Annotated in this window: 15 protein-coding genes; 9 read left to right on the top strand and 6 right to left on the bottom strand. The window is 72.9% G+C overall.

Going from position 1 to position 18,100, the window contains the following annotated elements:
* The first annotated feature begins 360 nt into the window (after positions 1 to 360).
* A complete protein-coding gene (locus ACYVLT_RS13410) occupies positions 361 to 1,398 on the top strand; it encodes a LacI family DNA-binding transcriptional regulator (RefSeq protein ID WP_461120483.1) in 1,038 nt (345 codons plus the stop codon).
* Positions 1,399 to 1,469: 71 nt separating this feature from the next.
* Positions 1,470 to 1,697, top strand: coding sequence for a hypothetical protein (locus ACYVLT_RS13415; protein ID WP_461120484.1), 228 nt, complete (start codon positions 1,470 to 1,472; stop codon positions 1,695 to 1,697).
* 8 nt (positions 1,698 to 1,705) lie between these two features.
* Here the strand turns inward: ACYVLT_RS13415 and ACYVLT_RS13420 are convergent, their stop codons facing one another.
* Together ACYVLT_RS13420 and ACYVLT_RS13425 are read right to left on the bottom strand one after the other, a co-directional pair.
* Positions 1,706 to 2,158, bottom strand: coding sequence for a DUF4383 domain-containing protein (locus ACYVLT_RS13420; RefSeq protein ID WP_461120485.1), 453 nt, complete (start codon positions 2,156 to 2,158; stop codon positions 1,706 to 1,708).
* 25 nt (positions 2,159 to 2,183) lie between these two features.
* The gene (locus tag ACYVLT_RS13425; RefSeq protein WP_461120486.1) at positions 2,184 to 2,681 is read right to left on the bottom strand and encodes an RGCVC family protein; all 498 of its coding nucleotides are present in this window, start codon (positions 2,679 to 2,681) and stop codon (positions 2,184 to 2,186) included.
* Here ACYVLT_RS13425 and ACYVLT_RS13430 point away from each other — a divergent pair.
* Both ACYVLT_RS13430 and ACYVLT_RS13435 read left to right on the top strand, forming a co-directional pair.
* The gene (locus tag ACYVLT_RS13430; RefSeq protein ID WP_461120487.1) at positions 2,629 to 3,678 is read left to right on the top strand and encodes a LacI family DNA-binding transcriptional regulator; all 1,050 of its coding nucleotides are present in this window, start codon (positions 2,629 to 2,631) and stop codon (positions 3,676 to 3,678) included. The two genes, ACYVLT_RS13425 and ACYVLT_RS13430, sit on opposite strands and share 53 nt — an antisense overlap.
* A gap of 157 nt (positions 3,679 to 3,835) precedes the next feature.
* Positions 3,836 to 5,317, top strand: a complete 1,482-nt coding sequence (locus ACYVLT_RS13435; RefSeq protein ID WP_461120488.1) for a cellulose binding domain-containing protein — start codon at positions 3,836 to 3,838, stop codon at positions 5,315 to 5,317.
* A 38-nt stretch (positions 5,318 to 5,355) separates the two neighbouring features.
* On the opposite strand, the gene ACYVLT_RS13440 is transcribed toward ACYVLT_RS13435, so the two are convergent.
* Positions 5,356 to 5,532: a hypothetical protein gene (locus ACYVLT_RS13440; RefSeq protein ID WP_461120489.1), complete on the bottom strand. Its 177-nt coding sequence runs from the start codon at positions 5,530 to 5,532 to the stop codon at positions 5,356 to 5,358.
* 152 nt (positions 5,533 to 5,684) lie between these two features.
* On the opposite strand from ACYVLT_RS13440, the gene ACYVLT_RS13445 reads away from it, so the two are divergent.
* The 3 genes from ACYVLT_RS13445 (at position 5,685) to ACYVLT_RS13455 (ending at position 10,039) form a co-directional block, all read left to right on the top strand.
* Entirely contained in the window at positions 5,685 to 8,306 is a 2,622-nt protein-coding gene (locus ACYVLT_RS13445) for an EAL domain-containing protein (protein WP_461120490.1), read from the top strand.
* Positions 8,307 to 8,436: 130 nt separating this feature from the next.
* Positions 8,437 to 9,312, top strand: a complete 876-nt coding sequence (locus ACYVLT_RS13450; RefSeq protein WP_461120491.1) for a hypothetical protein — start codon at positions 8,437 to 8,439, stop codon at positions 9,310 to 9,312.
* 109 nt (positions 9,313 to 9,421) lie between these two features.
* The gene (locus ACYVLT_RS13455) at positions 9,422 to 10,039 is read left to right on the top strand and encodes a class I SAM-dependent methyltransferase (protein WP_461120492.1); all 618 of its coding nucleotides are present in this window, start codon (positions 9,422 to 9,424) and stop codon (positions 10,037 to 10,039) included.
* On the opposite strand, the gene ACYVLT_RS13460 is transcribed toward ACYVLT_RS13455, so the two are convergent.
* Together ACYVLT_RS13460 and ACYVLT_RS13465 are read right to left on the bottom strand one after the other, a co-directional pair.
* Positions 10,036 to 11,280, bottom strand: a complete 1,245-nt coding sequence (locus ACYVLT_RS13460; RefSeq protein ID WP_461120493.1) for an MFS transporter — start codon at positions 11,278 to 11,280, stop codon at positions 10,036 to 10,038. The genes ACYVLT_RS13455 and ACYVLT_RS13460 overlap by 4 nt on opposite strands.
* The gene (locus ACYVLT_RS13465; RefSeq protein WP_461120494.1) at positions 11,267 to 12,589 is read right to left on the bottom strand and encodes an NAD(P)-binding domain-containing protein; all 1,323 of its coding nucleotides are present in this window, start codon (positions 12,587 to 12,589) and stop codon (positions 11,267 to 11,269) included. The genes ACYVLT_RS13460 and ACYVLT_RS13465 overlap by 14 nt, the downstream gene beginning before the upstream one ends.
* Positions 12,590 to 12,689: 100 nt before the next feature.
* Between ACYVLT_RS13465 and ACYVLT_RS13470 the strand changes: the two genes are divergently transcribed.
* Positions 12,690 to 13,526, top strand: a complete 837-nt coding sequence (locus tag ACYVLT_RS13470) for a helix-turn-helix domain-containing GNAT family N-acetyltransferase (protein WP_461120495.1) — start codon at positions 12,690 to 12,692, stop codon at positions 13,524 to 13,526.
* A 78-nt stretch (positions 13,527 to 13,604) separates the two neighbouring features.
* Positions 13,605 to 14,831 carry a cytochrome P450 gene (locus tag ACYVLT_RS13475; protein WP_461120496.1) on the top strand — a complete coding sequence of 409 codons (1,227 nt, stop codon included), beginning with the start codon at positions 13,605 to 13,607 and terminating at the stop codon, positions 14,829 to 14,831.
* Here ACYVLT_RS13475 and ACYVLT_RS13480 read toward each other — a convergent pair whose 3' ends face one another.
* Complete coding sequence (locus tag ACYVLT_RS13480) at positions 14,832 to 18,014, bottom strand: BTAD domain-containing putative transcriptional regulator (protein WP_461120497.1); 3,183 nt, start codon at positions 18,012 to 18,014, stop codon at positions 14,832 to 14,834.
* Positions 18,015 to 18,100: the final 86 nt, after the last annotated feature.

Genomic DNA, 18,100 nt, shown 5'->3' on the forward strand with positions numbered 1-18,100 from the left:
GGTCTACCGACGCCGATCCCGGTTCTGCACCCGTGATCGGTCGTCACGGAACGGGGAGGGGGACTCCACGTCCTTCTCCCCGTTCGTCATGTCAGCCCACCGGCCTCGCTCGCGAGAAGCGGGGCCGCCGTGAACGGCCCTTTGCGCAGCATTTGGTCGAATTCACCACGTGGGTCCGGGAATCCGCGCTCAAGCCCCGATCGGAACGGGTCGGCGCGACCACCGGGATCGTGCGGGTCACGCCGCCGTTCGGCGGGAGGGCCCAGGTCGCGGCGGCCTCGACGCTCACCCGTGGTCCTTTCCACCGGGCCGCCAATGTGCTGGACGGGTGCTTTTCGTGGCGGCCCTTAGACTGGCGCCATGGCATCCACCCCTGATCCGGCTTCGGGTGCGGTTGGCGGCGCCGGGATCACCATCGCGCGGATTGCCGAAATGGCGGGTGTGTCGGCGGCGACGGTGTCCAAGGTGGTCAACGGGCACGTCGAGGTCGCCGCGGAGACCCGTGCCCTGGTGGAGGGGTTGCTCCGCGAGCAGGGGTACCGGCGGCAGAAGAGGGTGAGCCGGGCGCCGCTGGTCGAGGTGCTGTTCCACGAACTGGCAGGCGTGTACCCGGTAGAGGTGATCAAGGGGGTCGAGCGCGTCGCCACCGAGCACGGGCTCACCATCTCGCTCAGCGAGCTCCACGGTCGGCACACCCCGGACCGGAGCTGGATCGACGGGCTGCTGGCCCGGCGGCCCACCGGTGTCGTCGCCGTCTTCTCCGGACCCACGCCCGAGCAGCACCGGCAGCTGCACAGCCGTGACATCCCGGTGGTGCTGGTCGACCCGACCGGCGAGCCCGCGCACGGGATGCCGTCGGTGGGCGCGGACAACTGGAGCGGCGGCCTGGCGGCGACCCGCCACCTGCTCGACCTCGGGCACCGGCGGATCGCCGTGATCACCGGCGCCACCGGGATGCTGTCGGGTCGGGCGCGGCTCGACGGTTACCGCGCGGCCATGGACGCCGCCGGGGTGCCCGTGGACCCGGAGTTCGTCCGCGAAGGCCACTTCCAGATCGTCGACGGCTTGGCGCAGACCCGTGAGCTGCTGCGCCTGCCGAACCCGCCGACCGCGGTGGTGACCGGCAACGACGGCGAGGCGCTCGGGGTCTACCAGGCCGTCTACGAGGCGGGTTTGCGCATCCCGGACGACCTGAGCGTGGTCGGTTTCGACGACCTGCCGCCCGCCCAGTGGATGATCCCGGCGCTGACCACCATCCGGCAGCCGCTGTGCGAGATGGCCGGCACCGCCACCGGCATGGTGATCGACCTGGCCCAGGGCCGGGCACTGCCGCAGCACCGCCTGGTCCTGTCCACCGAACTCGTGGTCCGCGCCAGCACGGCCGCTCCCCGGCGCTGAACTGGGGGGCGTCACCTCTGCTGCGCCCTCATGAACAACAGGTACGGCCGACAAGCAGTACCGTCATCCTCATGCCGGAAGCAGCAGGCGGTCCCGTGCTCGGTCCCACGCTGACCGAGTGGCTCAAGGCGAGAGAGGAGACCCGGCGGCACCTCGAACGCGAGACGCCGACGGTCGACGCGGCCTGGGCGCAGCGACTGGCCGACCTGTTGGTCACCGAGCGGTCGTGGCAGGACCAGTACACCGGGCTCATCGGCCTCGGCAGCCCCGGAGGCCGGTTCCCGTCGTCCAACCGGTGACGTGCCGGTCAGCGCGCGTCGGACCCGGGTGGCGCCACCTGCCGGCCCAGCGCCAGTCCCAGGGTGATCATGACGACCCCGGTCAGCGCGTGCAGCCAGTTGTCGGCGCCGTTGACCGGCAGGAGGTTGGCCGCCCCGTCCAGGTCGATCAGCAGCCCGTACACCCACAGCAGCAGGTAGACGATGCCGCCGAGGACCAGGAAGAGCGTGCCGCCGCGCACCGACCGCGCCACCGCCAGTCCGGCGACGCCGAAGGCCAGGTGGACGAGGTTGTGCAGGACCGACACCTGGAACACGCCGAACAGCAGCGCGTCCGACGTGTGACCCGCGAACTCCATCGCGTCGTGGTCGGCGGTGAGGCCGGGGATGAACCCCGCCGTGCCTGCGGCGACGAACAGCGCGCTCATCACCAGCGCGAGCACCGTCACCGGTGCCCGCGTCACCATCTGGACCCGGGGCATCTCGACTCCGTCGAAGTGTTCGCCGCTACCGGCAGATGCACCCGCGGGACAACGCCGACGATGCGGTGGCGGCGCAGAACCTGACGCCGAGGATGTCGTGCTCGCTCCACGGGTGGCGGCAGGCGAGGCAGCGATCCTCGGTGTCCGCTCGGTTGTCGGTCGTCACGTCGGGCGACAGGGCAGATGGCATGAGGTGCTCCGATGAGCGGTGTGGTGGCAGGGTGTGGGGTGTCCGGATGACTGCTCCACGGGGTTCGAAGACCCGGCAGACGCCCCTGATTCGGCGCGCGCGGCGTACTCCTGCCACCGTCGACACTACTCCGGGCCGCGCACCCGCGGGTTCCGGGTGCCACGTGGCCGGTCGGCGTGGTCGACGCCCGTCCACCGCGTGGCGGACGGGGCCGGTGAGGGCCGGTTTATCCTCTGCGGGTCGGTGAAGCCGGGCCGCGGGTCCGAGGGGGTGGGACCTGGTGGTGCAGAAACCCACGGTGTACGACGTCGCCGAACGAGCCGGGGTCTCCATCGCGACCGTGTCGTTCGCCTTCAGCCAGCCGCAGCGGGTGCGCAAGAAGACGCTCGACAGCGTGTTGGCCGCCGCTGCCGCCCTCGGTTACGTCCCGAACGCGAGTGCCCGCGGGTTGGCGAAGGGGCGCACCGGCGCCATCGGCCTGTACTCCTTCGACCACCTGCTGGAGGTCGAGCGCGACCCGGTCGACGAGCTGCGGGCGGGTGACGAGCGGCTGTTCCCGCTCTACCCCGACGTGGTCCAGCGTGGTGTGGAGCTGGAGTGCCGCCGTCGGGGCCTGGCGCTCATGCTCGGGTCCGGCGGCGCCGGGGCCGGGCACCTGTCCGCCGTCGTGGACGTCGCCGGGCGCGTCGACGGCCTGATCGCCTTCGCGGGCGCCGCGCCGGTCGACGCCCTGACCCGGATCGCGCGCCGCATCCCGGTGGTCGAACTCGGCGGCGAGACCCGGGTGACCGGTGCGCGGACGGTCCTGGTCGACCACCGGTCGGGGATGCGCCGGCTGGTCGAGCACCTGGTGCGCGAGCACGGGCACCGGCGCTTCACCTACGTCGGCGTGGCGGGCGGGACGGCGGAGTCCGCCGACCGCTTCGACGGCTACGCCGACGCCCTCACCGCCGCGGGGATCCCCGTGGGTCCGCCGCTGGACAGCCGCCCCGGCCAGGAGGCGGCCACCCGCGCCGCGCTGGCCTCGGCGCCGCTGCCCGACGTCTTCGTGTGCGCCACCGACCAGGAGGCGCTCGTCGTCCTGGACGTGCTCCGCGAAGCGGGCGTGGACGTGCCCGGCCGGGTGGCGGTCACCGGGTTCGACGGCATCGTCGCCGGACGCCTGTCCTCACCGCCGCTGACCACCGTGCGGCAACCGATGGAAGCCGTCGGCCGCACCGCCGTGCGACTGCTCGTCCACTCGGCCGCCGAGCGGTCCGAGGAGGCGGGGACGCCCCTGCCCACCGAGCCCGTTCTCCGTCGTAGCTGCGGCTGCCGACCACCGCGCTGACCTGCCCGAACCCGCTCCGACCGGGGCAGTTGCCAACCGAGACGCCTCCTTGACCCGCCCGAATCTAAGCGCATAGATTCCGAGGTCGAGCGTTCCGGTGAAGCCCGGTGGTTCGGCTGCCACGTGTCAGACCCCGCCCGCCCTCGGAAGGACCCAGATGCACGTCACCCGTCGTAGGACGCGGCTGGCCGCCGCCATCGGCATCGCCACCGCGGCGACCGCCGTCGTCACCCTCGCCACCGTCCCCGCGCAGGCCGCGGCGGGCTGCCGGGTGACCTACCAGGTCGGTTCCCAGTGGCCGGGCGGCTTCACCGCGAGCGTGAACGTGACCAACCTCGGCGACCCGGTCCCGAGCTGGCGGTTGACGTGGTCGTTCACCGCGGGCCAGTCGGTCACCCAGCTCTGGGGCGGCAAGGTGGCCCAGTCCGGCGCCAAGGTCTCGGTCGACAACGCGAGCTGGAACGGCTCCCTGGGCACCGGCGGGAGCGCCGGGTTCGGGTTCAACGGCTCGTGGAACGGCTCGAACCCGGCCCCCACCGACTTCGCCCTCAACGGCACCCGGTGCACCGGCGACACCACCACGACAACGACGACGACCACCACCACCACCACGACCACCACGTCGACGCCGCCGGCGGATGTCCTGGCCCGAGCGCACACCGTGGGCCGGGTCAAGGCCTCCACCAGCGCCGTGCAGTACACCTGGCCCGGCATCTACTTCGAGGGCCGCTTCCGCGGCACGGGCGTCGGGATCGTGCTCAACGACGCCGACAACGACTACGACGTCCAGGTCGACGGCGCGACCGTCGCCACCCTGGTGACCCCGGGCCGCGTCACCCACCAGATCAACGGCCTGACCAACGGCGAGCACACCGTGCGGCTGGTCAAGCGCACCGAGAGCACGTGGGTCGCGGGCCAGTTCGGCGGTTTCGTCGCCGCACCCGGCGGCGAGATCCTCGCCAAGCCCGCCGCCCGCACCAAGCAGATCGAGTTCATCGGCGACTCCCAGACCGCCGGCTACGGCAACACCTCCACCACCCGCGACTGCTCGGCCAACGGCGGCGTCGCCCGCAACACCAACACCGACCTGAGCTTCGGCGCCCTCACCGCCAAGCGCCTCGGCGCCGACTACCAGGTCAACGCCCACTCCGGTCGCGGCATGGTGCGCAACTACAACGGCGGCGAGCCCGGCGTCGACTTCCGCACCTCCTACGAACGCACCCTCCAGCACGTCGCCGGCGACGTGTGGCGCAACCCCGACACGTGGCGACCGCGGCTGGTCGTGGTCGGCCTGGGCAACAACGACTTCTCCACCCCGGTCAACGCGGGCGAGCCGTGGACGCCCGAGAGCCTGGTCACCGCCTTCAAGGCCGCCTACCACGGCTTCCTCGACAAGCTCCGGACGCAGTACGGCCCCGACGCGGTCATCGTGGTCAGCGCTCCGAACCTGTACGCCCAGACCGCCGAGCAGGTCGTCGCCGACCGCAACGCGCGGGGTGACGCCAAGGTCCGCTTCTGGAAGATCGACGACCCCCGGCTGGACTACGGCGGCTGCGACTGGCACTTCTCCCTCAACGACCACCGGGTCCTCTCCGGCCTGCTCACCGACTACATCGCCACCCTCCCGATCACCTGGTGACAGCACGGCGGTGACGGCACCGAGGACCGCGACGCCGGTCACTCGGTGCCGTCACGGCCGTGACGGCCGAGCCCGCGCAGTTCCGCCCACAGGTCGCGGCACGCGCGGACAAGGGGGATGAGGGTGCGGACGAACTTCGTGCCCGCGTCCGGCAGGCGGGCGAGGACACCGATCGCCACCGCGGCGGTGCCCGCCCATGCCATCACGTCCGCCATAATGCGTCTCCTCCGGTCGTCCGCGTCTCGGCCGTTGCCTTGAGCCGTACGGTCGCGGCTCAAGGCCGGTCCCGCACTTGTCCGTGCGGGCAATGTGGTCCGCCGCGGACAACCGCCGGTTGTCCGCGGACGGGATGCGGTGCGAGGTGGGAATGCGGTCAGGTCGCCCGTGGGGTGCCCTCAAAGGCGACGACCGGGCGCGGCACGACCTGGCTCGGCACCTGCGTGGCCTGGTGGACCACTCGGAGCTGACGCTCAGGGCGATCGGCGGGCACTGCGGGTGCAGCGACACGACGGTGTCGAAGCAACTGGCGGGTGACCAGCTGCCGCCGTGGAAGTTCGTCGAGGCCGTGGTCGAGGCGTGCACGCCCGACGAGCGGCACCGGCCGGACCGCAAGCGCGCGGTCAGGGAGCTGTGGCAGCGGGCCGTGTACACCAGGCGGGTGGACCCGCCGCCGGCGGAGCCGGGTCTGGTCGACGCCCACACGAGGTTGGTGCGCGCGCAGGCGGAGACTATCGCGACGCAGCGCCGCCTCATCGAGGTCACCGACGAGTTGAGCACGGCGCGCCGGCAGCTGCTGGAGAGCGTGCAGGTCGAGCACCGCTCGTCCCAGGCGATCGCGGTGCTCCAGGTCGTGCTCATGCGGCTGTCCGCGCTGATCTCCCACCTCACCGCCGAACGCGACCGCCACCTGGCCGAGGTGACCGGCTACCGGACCGAGATCGAACAGGTGCACCGACGGCTGTTCGACGCCGACCGGGAGCGCGGCCGGGCGAAGGGCCAGCTCGGTCAGGCCAAGCAGGAGCGGGAGCGGGCCGCGGCGTTGACCGAGCTCCTCCAGGACAAGATCGGTCGCCTGGAGAGCCGGATCCGGCAGTTGGGCATCACCTCGCCCGATCCCCGGGACGACGCCGCCGTCGTCCCGCAGTCGACCCCGCTGACGGCCGACGAGATCCTGCTGGACACCGCGCTCGGGCTCGACCGGCTGCAACGCCTGCTCGACGCGCAGGGTGCGGAGCTGTCGGAGCTGGAGTCGGCGAACACCGACCCGGTCGAACCTCCGCCCGGACCTCTCGACTTCGCCTCGGACGCGCGTTACCGGGTGTTGTTCACCCAGTCGGCGATCGGCATGCTCTTCGCCGACGTCGAGGGCCGGATCTTGGACGTGAACCAGGCGTTGCAGGACATGCTGGGGTTCAGCGTCGAGGAGATGCGGCTGTTCAACATCCGCGACCTGATGCACCCGGAGGACGGTGACGGCGTCCGGCGGCCGCACAACCCGCCGGCCGCCGGGGACGAGGCGGGCCACAACCGGGCGGAGAAGCGGTTCCTGCGGGCCGACGGCGAGCAGGTGTGGACGCGGCTGACGCTGTCGCTGGTGCGTGACGACCACGGCGACCCGCAGTACCAGGTGGCGATGATCGAGGACAACACGGACCGGCACCTGTTCCAGAACCGGCTGCGCTACCAGGCGTTGCACGACCCGTTGACCGGTCTGCCCAACCGCGCGCTGTTCCTGGAACGACTCGGTCGCGTGTTCGACAACAGGGCGCGCCACCGCGCCGGCCTGTGCTACCTGGACCTGGACGGGTTCAAGGTCGTCAACGACAGCCTCGGCCACGACATCGGCGACCAGTTGCTGGTCGAGGTGGGGCGGCGGCTGGACCACTCGGTGTCCGGCGAGGGGAAGCTGGTCGCCCGGATGGGTGGTGACGAGTTCGTCATCCTGGTCGAGGACACGACCGGCGTGCAGACCCTCGTGGACATCGCGGACCGGGTGCTGCGCGAGCTGGAGACGCCGATCCGGATCGGTGGGCACGAGCTGACCGTGTCGGCGTCGATCGGCATCGTGGAGCGCGCGCTGTCGGGCACCACGGCCGCCGACCTGATCCGTGACGCCGATATCACGCAGTACTGGGCCAAAGCCGACGGCAGGGCTCGCTGGGCGTTGTACAACCCGGAGCGCAACGCGAGGGAGGTCGCCCGGTTCACCCTGTCGGCGACCATGCCGCAGGCACTGGAGCGCGGCGAGTTCTACGTGCAGTACCAGCCGCTGGTGCGGCTTGAGGACAGCACCGTGGTCGGGGTCGAGGCGCTGGTGCGGTGGCAGCACCCGGAGTTCGGGCGGTTGACGCCGGACCGGTTCATCGAACTGGCCGAGGACACCGGCCTGATCGTCCCGCTGGGCCGGTGGGTGCTGCGCGGGGCGTGCGAGCAGGCACGGCGGTGGTTGGACGAGTTCGGCGACGCCGCGCCGTTCGTGTCGGTGAACCTGGCGGTGCGCCAGTTCCGGGATCCGGAGCTGGTGCGGGACGTGGAGCGGATCCTGGACGAGTGCGCGTTGCCGCCGCACCACCTCCAGCTGGAGCTGACCGAGAGCGCGATCATGGGCACCGCCGACGAGCCGCTGGAGACGTTGCGGGCGCTGTCGGGCCTGGGCGTGCGGATCGCCATCGACGGCTTCGGCACGGGCTACTCGAACCTGGCCTACCTCACGCAGCTGCCGGTGCACGAGCTGAAGATCGAGGGCTCGTTCATGGCCGGGTTGCGGACGGCGGGCGACGAGGACCCGGTGGATGCCCGGATCGTGTCCACGCTGGTGCAGCTGGCGCACGCGCTGGAGCTCGGCGTGACGGCCAAGGACATCGAGACCCGGGAACAGGCCGAGCGCCTGCACCGGATCGGCTGCGACACCGGCCAGGGCTGGTTCTTCGCCAAGCCGGCAGGGCCTCACGAGATCGACGACCTCCTCGGGCGACCTCTCACGCCGTGAGTCGTCGCCCGAAGACGTCCCCGGTCGGTGCGCCGGCTGCGCACAGGTGATTCGGCGGGTGCATTCGCGCTGGTAGTCGCCACGTCGGTGTGCTCATGCCCGGTGCGGCGACCATGCATAGACTTCGCTGGTGACCGCGCAGACGCTGCCCTACGAGCCCGACGACGACCACGCCGCCGACCGCTTCATCAACCTCGCGCTGCGCAGCCGGGACGCCGAGACGTGGCGGCTGCTGGCTGCCGACGCCTACGTCGAGCAGACCGACCGGGTGCTGCGGGCGATGCTCGACCGGATCACGGTGGCCCGCACGCACCAGAGCGCCGAACGCGCCACCGCGCGGGCGCGTGCGGCCGCCGGGGAGATCAGCCAGGTCGAGTTCCAGCGCGACGCGGCCGAGGAGGCCACCAAGGCCACGAAGACCGCCCACTTCGAGACGCTGGTGCGCGAGCACCACCGGCTGATCGCGCCCGCGGCCCGCCGGCTGCGCGGCGACGACGTCCGCGACGAGCTGACGGACCTGGTGCTCGCCCTGGGCTCCGCCATCGACGCCCACCGCGCCGCCGTGCTCGCCGAGCTGCCCGACGGGGCCGAGCCCACCGCGACCGACCAGGCGTTGTGGGCGCGGCTGACCACGCTCGACGTGCCCGGCGGCGGTGGGCACACCCCGTTGGCGGAGCTGGTCCAGCGCCGCACGGCGCGGCAGGACGACTTCGGGCGCGTGCTGGCCGGGATCATCCTGGACGTGGCGGGCGACGCGCCGTCGATCCCGCGCGCCGCCCTGCTGACCCCGTGGAAGAAGGCGGTCACGTCGACCCTGCCGGCCGAGGAGAAGAACGAGTTCGCGGCCAAGGGCAAGGGCTCGCTGGTGACCGAGAAGCTCCGCAAGGCCCTGGGCCACCTGGAGCGCAAGGGCCTGGTCAAGCGCTCCGGGTCGGCGGACGAGCAGCGACTGGACGTGCTCGACCGGCCCGGTCTGGAGGAAGTGGCCGGCGGGCTGGCGCCGTAGACACCCCGGCCGCCCGGATCGGTTGCCAATCCGGCAACAGGATTTGCCGGTTCTCCTCTCCCTTGGCCACCATCGGTGGACGGGGTGGCGCGAACGAGGAGGACGGCCGGTGGCACACGGGTTCGACAAGGAGTTCTGGGAGCAGCACTGGCAGCAGGGGAGCGGGGGCGGCCCTGCATCGATGGCCGGCAACCCGCCGAACCCGTACCTCGCCCGCGAGACCGGTGAGCTGGCACCGGGCACGGCGTTGGACGCGGGGTGCGGCGCCGGGGCGGAGGCGATCTGGCTCGCGTCGCACGGGTGGCGGGTGACCGCGGTCGACATCTCGGCCGAGGCGCTCGCCCGCGCCGCCGAACGCGCGGCGGCGAGTGGGGCGTCCGAGCGGTTGCGGTGGGTCGAGGCGGACCTGGGCGTCTGGCACCCCGGCACGGAGTTCGACCTGGTCACCACCCACTACGCCCACCCGGCGACGTCGCAGCTGGAGTTCTACGACCGCATCGCGGGCTGGGTCGCACCCGGCGGCACGCTGTTGATCGTCGGGCACCTCCACACCCCCGGCGGCGGGCACCACCCGCCCGCCGAGGCGTCGGCCACCGCCGAGGCCATCACGGCCCGGTTGGACGGGACAGCTTGGGAGGTCGTCACCGCGCACGAGGGCCACCGGACGCTCCCCGGCCGCGCGGTTCCCCTCCACGACGTCGTCGTGCGCGCCACCCGACGCCGCTAGCCGGGTTCGTCCGCCGAGATCGGGGGAACCCGCTGCGGCGCGGTGGGCCGCGGCACCGACTTCACCGATGCGGCCGCCGCCACCACGCCCAGCACGGCCAGCAGCACGAACACCGCCGGGTAGCCGCCGAGTGCGCCCGCGAACGCGGTTGCCGCCCAGGGCGCGACCGCCGCGGTGATGGCCATGGGTGCGTTGAGCACGCCGCTGAGCCGGCCGTAGTGGGCGGCGCTCCAGCGATCGGTGACGGCGGTGGCCTGGATGAGGGTGAAGACACCTCGCGCGGTGCCCGCGAGGACGGCCGCGGCGATGAGCAGGACGGCCGGGCCGGGGATCAGTCCCAGCAGCAGCGTCGTGGCCGACGCGGTGAGCAGCACGACCACGGTCCTGGTGCGCACGCCGGCGATCGCGACGAACCGGGTGTAACCGAGGCGTCCCAGGACCTGGCCGACGCCGCCGAGCCCGAGCGCCCAGGCCGCGGTGGTGGTGGACAGGCCGCGTTCGGCCAGCAGCGGCACGAGTGCGACCACGACGGCGTACACCGCGAAGGCGCCCAGGCTCAGCGCGACGACCAGCACGACGAACGGTCCGCTGCGCGCGATCGCGTCCGGTGCGTGGGTGGTCTCGTGCTCGTGCGGTGGCCACGGCCGGCGCAGGCCGAACACGTGCGCGGGGATCGTGATCACGGCCAGCACGGCGGCGAGCACGAGGTAGGTCCCACGCCAGTCCAGGTGCTCGGCCAGGCCCGCGGTCAGCGGCGCGAACACCGTGCTCGCCAGGCCGCCGACCAGGGTCAGCACGGTGAGGGCGCCCACCCGGCGTTCGCCGTACCAGCGGGTCAGGGCGGCGAACGCGGGCTGGTACAGCACCGCCGCCATGGCCGCGCCGATCACCGTCCACGCCAACGTGAACACCACCAACGACCGTGCGGTCGCCATGCCGACGACCGCGAGTGCCGCCACGACGGCCCCGACGGCCATCACCAGCCTCGGCCCGCGCCGGTCCAGCACCCGGCCCAGCGGCACGCCGACGGCGGCCGAGACGAGTTGGGCCAGGGAGAACCCGGCGGTGATGGCGGGCAGCGACCAGCCGGTGCTCGCGCTGATCGACGGCGCGAGCACCGGGAAGGCGTAGAAGAGGATGCCCCAGCCGGTGATCTGGCTCAGGCAGAGCACCACCAGGACGGGGCGCAGCCCGGCACGCCCCTCGATCGTGCCGGGCTGCTGGACGTCAGACGCGCGCACTCGGAGCCGTCAGCGCCAAGTCCGCCACCGACGGGCCGCCGCAGCAACCGCCCGCGGCCGCCGGCTCGACGTCGAACACCCCGGACCCGCCGCACACGCCGGTCGCGGGCAACGTCAGCTCGACCCCGGCCGCGGCCTCGTGGTCGCCCGCGATCTCGGCGACGACGCTGCGCGCCTGCTCGTAGCCGGTCATCGCGAGGAACGTCGGCGCGCGCCCGTAGCTCTTCATGCCGACAAGGTAGACGTCGGGCTCCGGCTGGCGGAGCTCGTTCGCGCCGTGGGGGTAGACCGTGCCGCACGAGTGCACGTTCGGGTCGATCAGCGGCGCGAGCTTCGTCGGCGCCTGCAACACCGGGTCCAGGTCCAGCCGGATCTCCGACAGCCACGAGTGGTCCGGCCGGAACCCGGTCAGCACCACGACCTCGTCCACCGGGTCCAGCCGGTGCCCGTCCTGCGAGACCAGGACCAGCCGGTCGCCGTCGCGCTCGACCTCGGCGGTGCGGAAGCCGGTGACCACCTCGACGTGCCCGGCCTGCGCGGCGGCCTTCGCCTTCAGCCCCAGTCGACCGCGGGCGGGCAGCTGGTCGGCCTCGCCGCCGCCGAAGACGGTGCCGACCGCGCCGCGGCGCAGCAGCCAGGTCACGTGCGTGCCGGGGTGCTCGGCCGCCAGGTCGGTCAGCGCGATCAGGGCGGTGAGCGCGGAGTGCCCGCTGCCCGCCACCGCGATCCGCTTGCCCGCGTACCGCTCGACCTCGTGGTCCAGGTCGGGCACGTGGTAGGTGATCCGGTCGGCCGCGGTGCGCTCCCCGATCGCCGGCAGCCCGTCACCGCCCAGCGGGTTGGGCGAACCCCAGGTGCCCGACGCGTCGACCACGGCCCGTGCGGTGATGCGCTCCTCGCCGTCGGCGGTCCGGACGTGCACGGTCAGCGGCTCGGTGTCGCGACCCGCGTCGACGACCCGGTCCCGGCCGCGGCGGGCGACGCCGACCACGCGGGCGCCCACCCGGACGTGCTCGTCCATCGCCTCGGCCAGCGGCACCAGGTACCGCGACGCCCACTCGGCGCCGGTCGGGTAGTCCTGGCCGGCCGGCGCGGTCCAGCCGGTCGGCTCCAGCAACCGGCGCGCGGCCGGGTCGATGAGCTCGGACCACGACGAGAACAGCCGCACGTGGTGCCACCGCGCCACCGCCGCACCCGCCTGCGGGCCCGCTTCCAGCACCAACGGCCGCACACCGCGTTCGAGCAGCTGCGCCGCCGCGGCCAGCCCGACCGGCCCCGCGCCAACCACGACCACTGGAAGCTCAGTCACGAGCTACCCCTTTCATCGGCTCTCTTCGATCGAACAAGGGGCAATCTATCGAGTGGGGTCGATGAACGCAACCATCGAGACCGGTCGATAGACTGGGGTCATGACGACGACGCTGCCCGCGGTCGGGCTCGCACCCGAGGACGCCTCGACCTACGCCGAGTGGTTCGCCTGCCTGGCCGACCCGACCCGGGTGCGCCTGCTGCACACCGTCGCCACCCACCCCGGCGAGATCACCGTGGGCGCGCTGACCGAGGCCGTCGGCGTCAGCCAGTCCACCTGCTCGCACCACCTGCGCAAGCTCGCCGACGTGGGCTTCGTCCGGCTGCGCAAGGAGGGCACCGCGACCCTGGTGTCGGTCAACCCGGCGTGCTGCACGGGCCTGCCGCACGCCGCGGACGCCGTCATGGGCACCATCGTGACGCGGCCGTGCTGCCCGACCGACCTGCCCGCCGACGTCACCGTGCGCGCCCTGACCGACGACGACTGGGCCGACGTGCGCCGCATCTACGCCGAGGGCATCGCCACCGGCAACGCGACGTTCGAGACCGAGACCCCGAGCCGCCGCACCCTGGAAGCCAAGTGGCTGCCCGACCACCGCTGGGTCGCCGTCGTCGACGGCCGGGTCGCCGGCTGGACCGCCGCCACCGCGGTCTCGGCCCGCGAGTGCTACTCCGGAGTCGCCGAGACCTCCGTCTACGTCGGCGAGGGCTTCCGCGGCCGCGGCGTCGGCAAGTCCCTGCTCCACCGGCAGGTCACCGCGGCCGACGAGGGTGGGCTGTGGACGTTGCAGACCGCGATCTTCCCCGAGAACCGGCCCAGCATCGCCCTGCACCACGCCGCCGGCTACCGCACCGTGGGCGTCCGCGAGCGCATCGCCCGGCACCACGGCGTGTGGCGCGACACCGTGATGCTCGAACGCCGCACCCCCACCTGCTGAAACCGGTCGTGTCAGGGGCGTGACAGGGGCGTGGCAGCTCGGGCGGTGATGGTTGGCGCCATCACGAGAGGAAGTCCGATGACCCAAACGGTTCCCGTCCCGCACGGCCTGCCCATGGATCGCGATGCCGGCCCCTTCGACCCGCCCAGTGAGATCACCCGGCTGCGCGAGGCCCGGCCCGTCAGCCCCCTGGTCTTCCCCGACGGTCACGAGGGCTGGCTCGTCACCGGCTACGACGCGGTCCGCCAGATCATGGCCGACACCCGGTTCAGCTCCCGCCGGGACCTCGACGTCGTCCACGTGCCCTACGGGACGCCCGGCATCCCCGCCGACACCGAACCGGCACCGCAGGTGCCCGGCCTGTTCGTCAGCATGGACCCGCCGGACCACACGCGGCTGCGGCGCAAGCTCACCGGCGCCTTCACGGTCAAGCGCATGAAGACGCTGGAAGAGCAGATCATCGAGACCGTCGAGCGGCAGCTGGACCACATGGCGGCCCTGACCCCGCCCGTCGACCTGGTCAAGGAGTTCGCGCTGCCGGTGCCGTCCCTGGTGATCTGCGAGCTGCTCGGCGTGCCCTACGCCGACCGGGAGACGTTCCAGGTCAACTCCGCCAAGTTCCTGGAGAAGGACGTCGCGCTCGACGAGAAGATGGCCGCGTACGGCGCGATGACGTCCTACCTGGCCGAACTGGTCACGGGCAAGCGCGCCGCACCCGGCGAGGACCTGCTGTCCGACCTGGCCCGCCAGGACGACCTCACCATCGAGGAGCTGGTCGGCATCGCCTTCCTGCTGCTGCTCGCGGGCCACGAGACCACCGCCAACATGTTGGCGCTGGGCACGTTCGCGCTCCTGGAGCACCCCGAGCAGCTGGCCGAGCTGCGCGCCGACCTCGACCTGCTCCCCGGCGCGGTCGAGGAGCTGATGCGGTACCTGTGCGTCGCCGACATCTTCTACCGCTACGCGACGGAGGACATCGAGGTCGGCGGGGAGACGATCGGCAAGGGATCGACGGTCGTCGTCTCGTTGCTGGCCGCCAACCGCGATCCCCTGCGCTTCGACCGCCCCGACGCCCTGGACGTGCACCGGCAGGCGCGCGGCCACCTGTCCTTCGGCCACGGCGTCCACCAGTGCCTCGGCCAGCAACTGGCCCGCATCGAGATGCGTGCCGGTTTCGAAGGGCTGCTGCGTCGCTTCCCGACCCTGGAGCCGGCCGTGCCTGCCGGCGAAGTGAGGGTCAAGTCCGACATGAACATCTACGGGGTCCACGCCCTGCCGGTCACCTGGACGGACACGGCCCGGTAGTCACGTGGCGAGCGTGACCGCGACCAGCTCGGACCAGCTCGTCCCCGTCCCCTCCCGAACCGCCTCGGCGAACCGCGCGTCGCCGAGGCGGTTCCGTGCCGCCCGTTCGATCCGGGCCACGTCCGGTTGGGAGCGGTCGCGCAGCCCGCGCACCCCGGCGCTCGCCGCGAGCAGCCGCGCGGCCTGCGCGTGCTCGTCCCGGCGCAGCGCCAGGTCCGCGACCCCGACCAGCACCCGCGCGATCAACGGGGCGTGCCCCGCCTCGGCCGCGGCCTCACAAGCCGCGGCGCAGTGCGCACGGGCCTCGTCGAGGTCGTCGGTGAGGTAGCCGAGCAGGTCGTGCGTCACCCCGCGGATGTTCGCCCGTCGCGCTTCGTCGCCCAGCTCGGTCGTCATGACGCAGAGCTGCCGGCGTGCCTCCTCGGTGTCGCCGCGCCACCGGGCGAGCTCCGCCTTCGACAGGGCCAGCGACGTCAGCGTGCCCGGCCAGGTGACCCGTTCCGCCTGGCGCTGCGCCTCGGCCGCGGCGGCCGAGGCGGCGTCCTCGTCGCCGAGCAGCCAGTACAGCTGCGCCTGTCGCGACCACAGCGGGATCACGTCGTCCACGGCGCCGATCTCGGTGATGACCGCGACCGCCTGCTCGTAGTACTCGCACGCACCGGCGAACTCGCCGCGCATGGCGATCCGGTCCGCCAGCTCGCACAGGGCGAAGGAGATCCCGAACCGCTCGCCGAGCGCCCGGAACTCGCCGAGCGCCGTCTCCAGGTACGCGTCCACCTCGCGCCCACCCTGGCCCAGCAGCATCCGCATCTTGCCGATGTGCAGCCGGGCCAGCGCGCGCACCCAGGGGTCGTCGTCGCCCAACAACAGCTCCCACGCGGGCACGACCTCGTCCGGGTCCGGTGCCCGCAAGAGGCGTTCCAGCGGGGCGACCAGCCTCAGCGCCGGGTGGGTGCTCCGGACCCGCGTGCTGATGTCGTAGGTCTTGAGGATCCACTCGGCCGCCTGGTGCTCGTCGCTCGGCCCGGAGTTGACGAACATCGAGATGAGGCCGTACACGATGGCCCGGATCTCGTCGGGCACCTCACCGGGCGTGCCGGCGGCCGCGGTGATCAGCTCCATGCCCTCGGTCTTGTGCCCGCTGAGCCACCAGTACCAGCCGGCGCCCGCCGCGAGCCGCATCGCCGCGTGCGCCTCGCGGGCCGCGAGCGCGCCACGCATCGCGGCGCCGATGTTGTCGTGCTCGCCGTGGAGCGTGGCGAGCCAGGTCAGCTGCTCGCCGCGGCGCAGGCGCGGCTCGGCGGTCTCGGCCAGCTCGGTGAAGTGCGCGAGGTGCGCGCGGCGGGCCAGGTCGGCTTCGCCCGCCTCGGTGAGCCGCTGCCCCGCGTACTCCTTGATCGTGCCGGTCATCCGGTAGCGCGGTGCGCCGTCGCCCTCGGCGCGCAGCAGCGACTTCTCGGCCAGCGCGGTGAGCAGTTCGAGCACCTGCTCCTGCTCGACCCCGTGGCCGACGCAGACCCGCTCGGCCGCCTCCAGGCCCGCCCCGCCGGAGAACACCGACAGCCTGCGCAGGACCAGCCGTTCGGCGTCGGTGAGCAGCTCCCAGCTCCAGTCGACCACCGCGCGCAACGTCCGGTGCCGCGGCAACGCGGTCCGGCTGCCGCCGGTCAGCAGTCGGAACCGGTCGTCGAGCCGGTTGGCCAGCTGCTCGACGGACATGGTGCGCAACCGGGCCGCGGCCAGTTCGATCGCCAGCGGCATCCCGTCCAGCGCCCGGCAGACGCGGGCCATCGTCGCCACCGTGCCGGCGTCGAGCGTGAGGTCCTTGCGCACGGCGGCGGCCCGGTCCCGGAGCAACCGGACGGCGGGGGAGGACTCGACCTCGTCGGGACCGGCGCCCTCCGGGGGCAGGGCCAGCGGCTCGACCGGCCACAGCGCCTCACCGGTGATGCCGAGCGGCTCCCTGCTGGTCGCCAGGATGCGCAGCCGGCGGCACTCGCCGAGCACGCGGTGGGCGAACGTCGCCGCCGACTCGATCACGTGCTCGCAGTTGTCCAGGATGAGCAGCGCCTCGCGGTCGCGGATGGCCGCGATGAGCCGTTCGGTCAGCTCCGCGTGCGGCGCCTCGCCGAGCAGGGCGTCCCGCAGACCGAGCCCGGTGAGCGTCGACTGCGCGATCTTGTTCCTGCTCGCCTGCCCGTCGGACCCACCTTCCGGATGGCGGTCCGCGCCGAGGGGGGCGAGCTCCACCAGCCAGGCGCCGTCCGGCAGGTCGCCGAGCAGCGTGCGCGCGGTTTCGGTGGCCAGCCTGGTCTTGCCCGAGCCGCCCGGTCCGATCACGGTGGTGAGCCGGTGCTCGGCGACGAGTTCGCGGACCGCGGCGACGTCGGCCTCCTTGCCGACGTAGCTGGTCAGCTCGGCCCGCAGGTTGGTCCTCCGGTTGTCCTCCCGCCGGCCGAGCTCGCCCCGCAGCAGCGCCACGTGCACCGCGGCCAGCTCCGGCGACGGGTCGACGCCGAGCGAGTCGGCCAAGGCCTCCCTCGTGCGCTGGTACACCAGCAGCGCCTCGGTGTCGCGGCCCGTCGCGACGAGGGCGCGCATCAGGGCGGCGACGAGCCGTTCCCGCACCGGGTGCGCGCCCACCAGGTCGGTCAGCTCCGTGACCAGCTCCGCGCCGTGGCCGAGGTCGATCTCGGCGTCGAACCGGTCCTCCATGGCGGTCAGGCGCAGCCCTTCGAGCCGGGTGACCGCCGCGTCGAACGCCGCGCTCTCCGGCAACCCGACGTCCTGCATGGCCGCACCGCGCCACAGCGCCAGGGCCTCGCGCAGCGGCCCGACCCGCCGCGGGTCGTCGTCACGGCGGGCGCGGGCGACGAGGCGTTCGAACCGCACGGCGTCGACGGCGTCGGGTTCCACCCGCAACCGGTAGCCGTCGGTCCGCCCCTCGACCACTCCGTCCGGCAGCACCTTCCGCAGTCGGGAGACCAGGCGGTGCAAGGCGTTCGTCGCGTCGGACGGCGGGCGCTCGCCCCAGATCCAGTCGACGAGCGTCGCCTTCGGGACCACCCGACCCGGGTCGAGCGCGAGGGCGATCAGCAGCCCGCGCAACCGGGCGCCCGGCACGTCGGCGACGACGCCGTCATCGGTGCTCACCACGAACGGCCCAAGCATCCCGATCTGCACCCGGCCGATTCTGTCACGGGCGATCGGCGGCCTTTTCGCAGCGCTGGGCCGCCGGGCCGGTCAACGGGCGCCGCTCGGCCGCCTCC

This window comes from Saccharothrix stipae, from assembly GCF_054781895.1.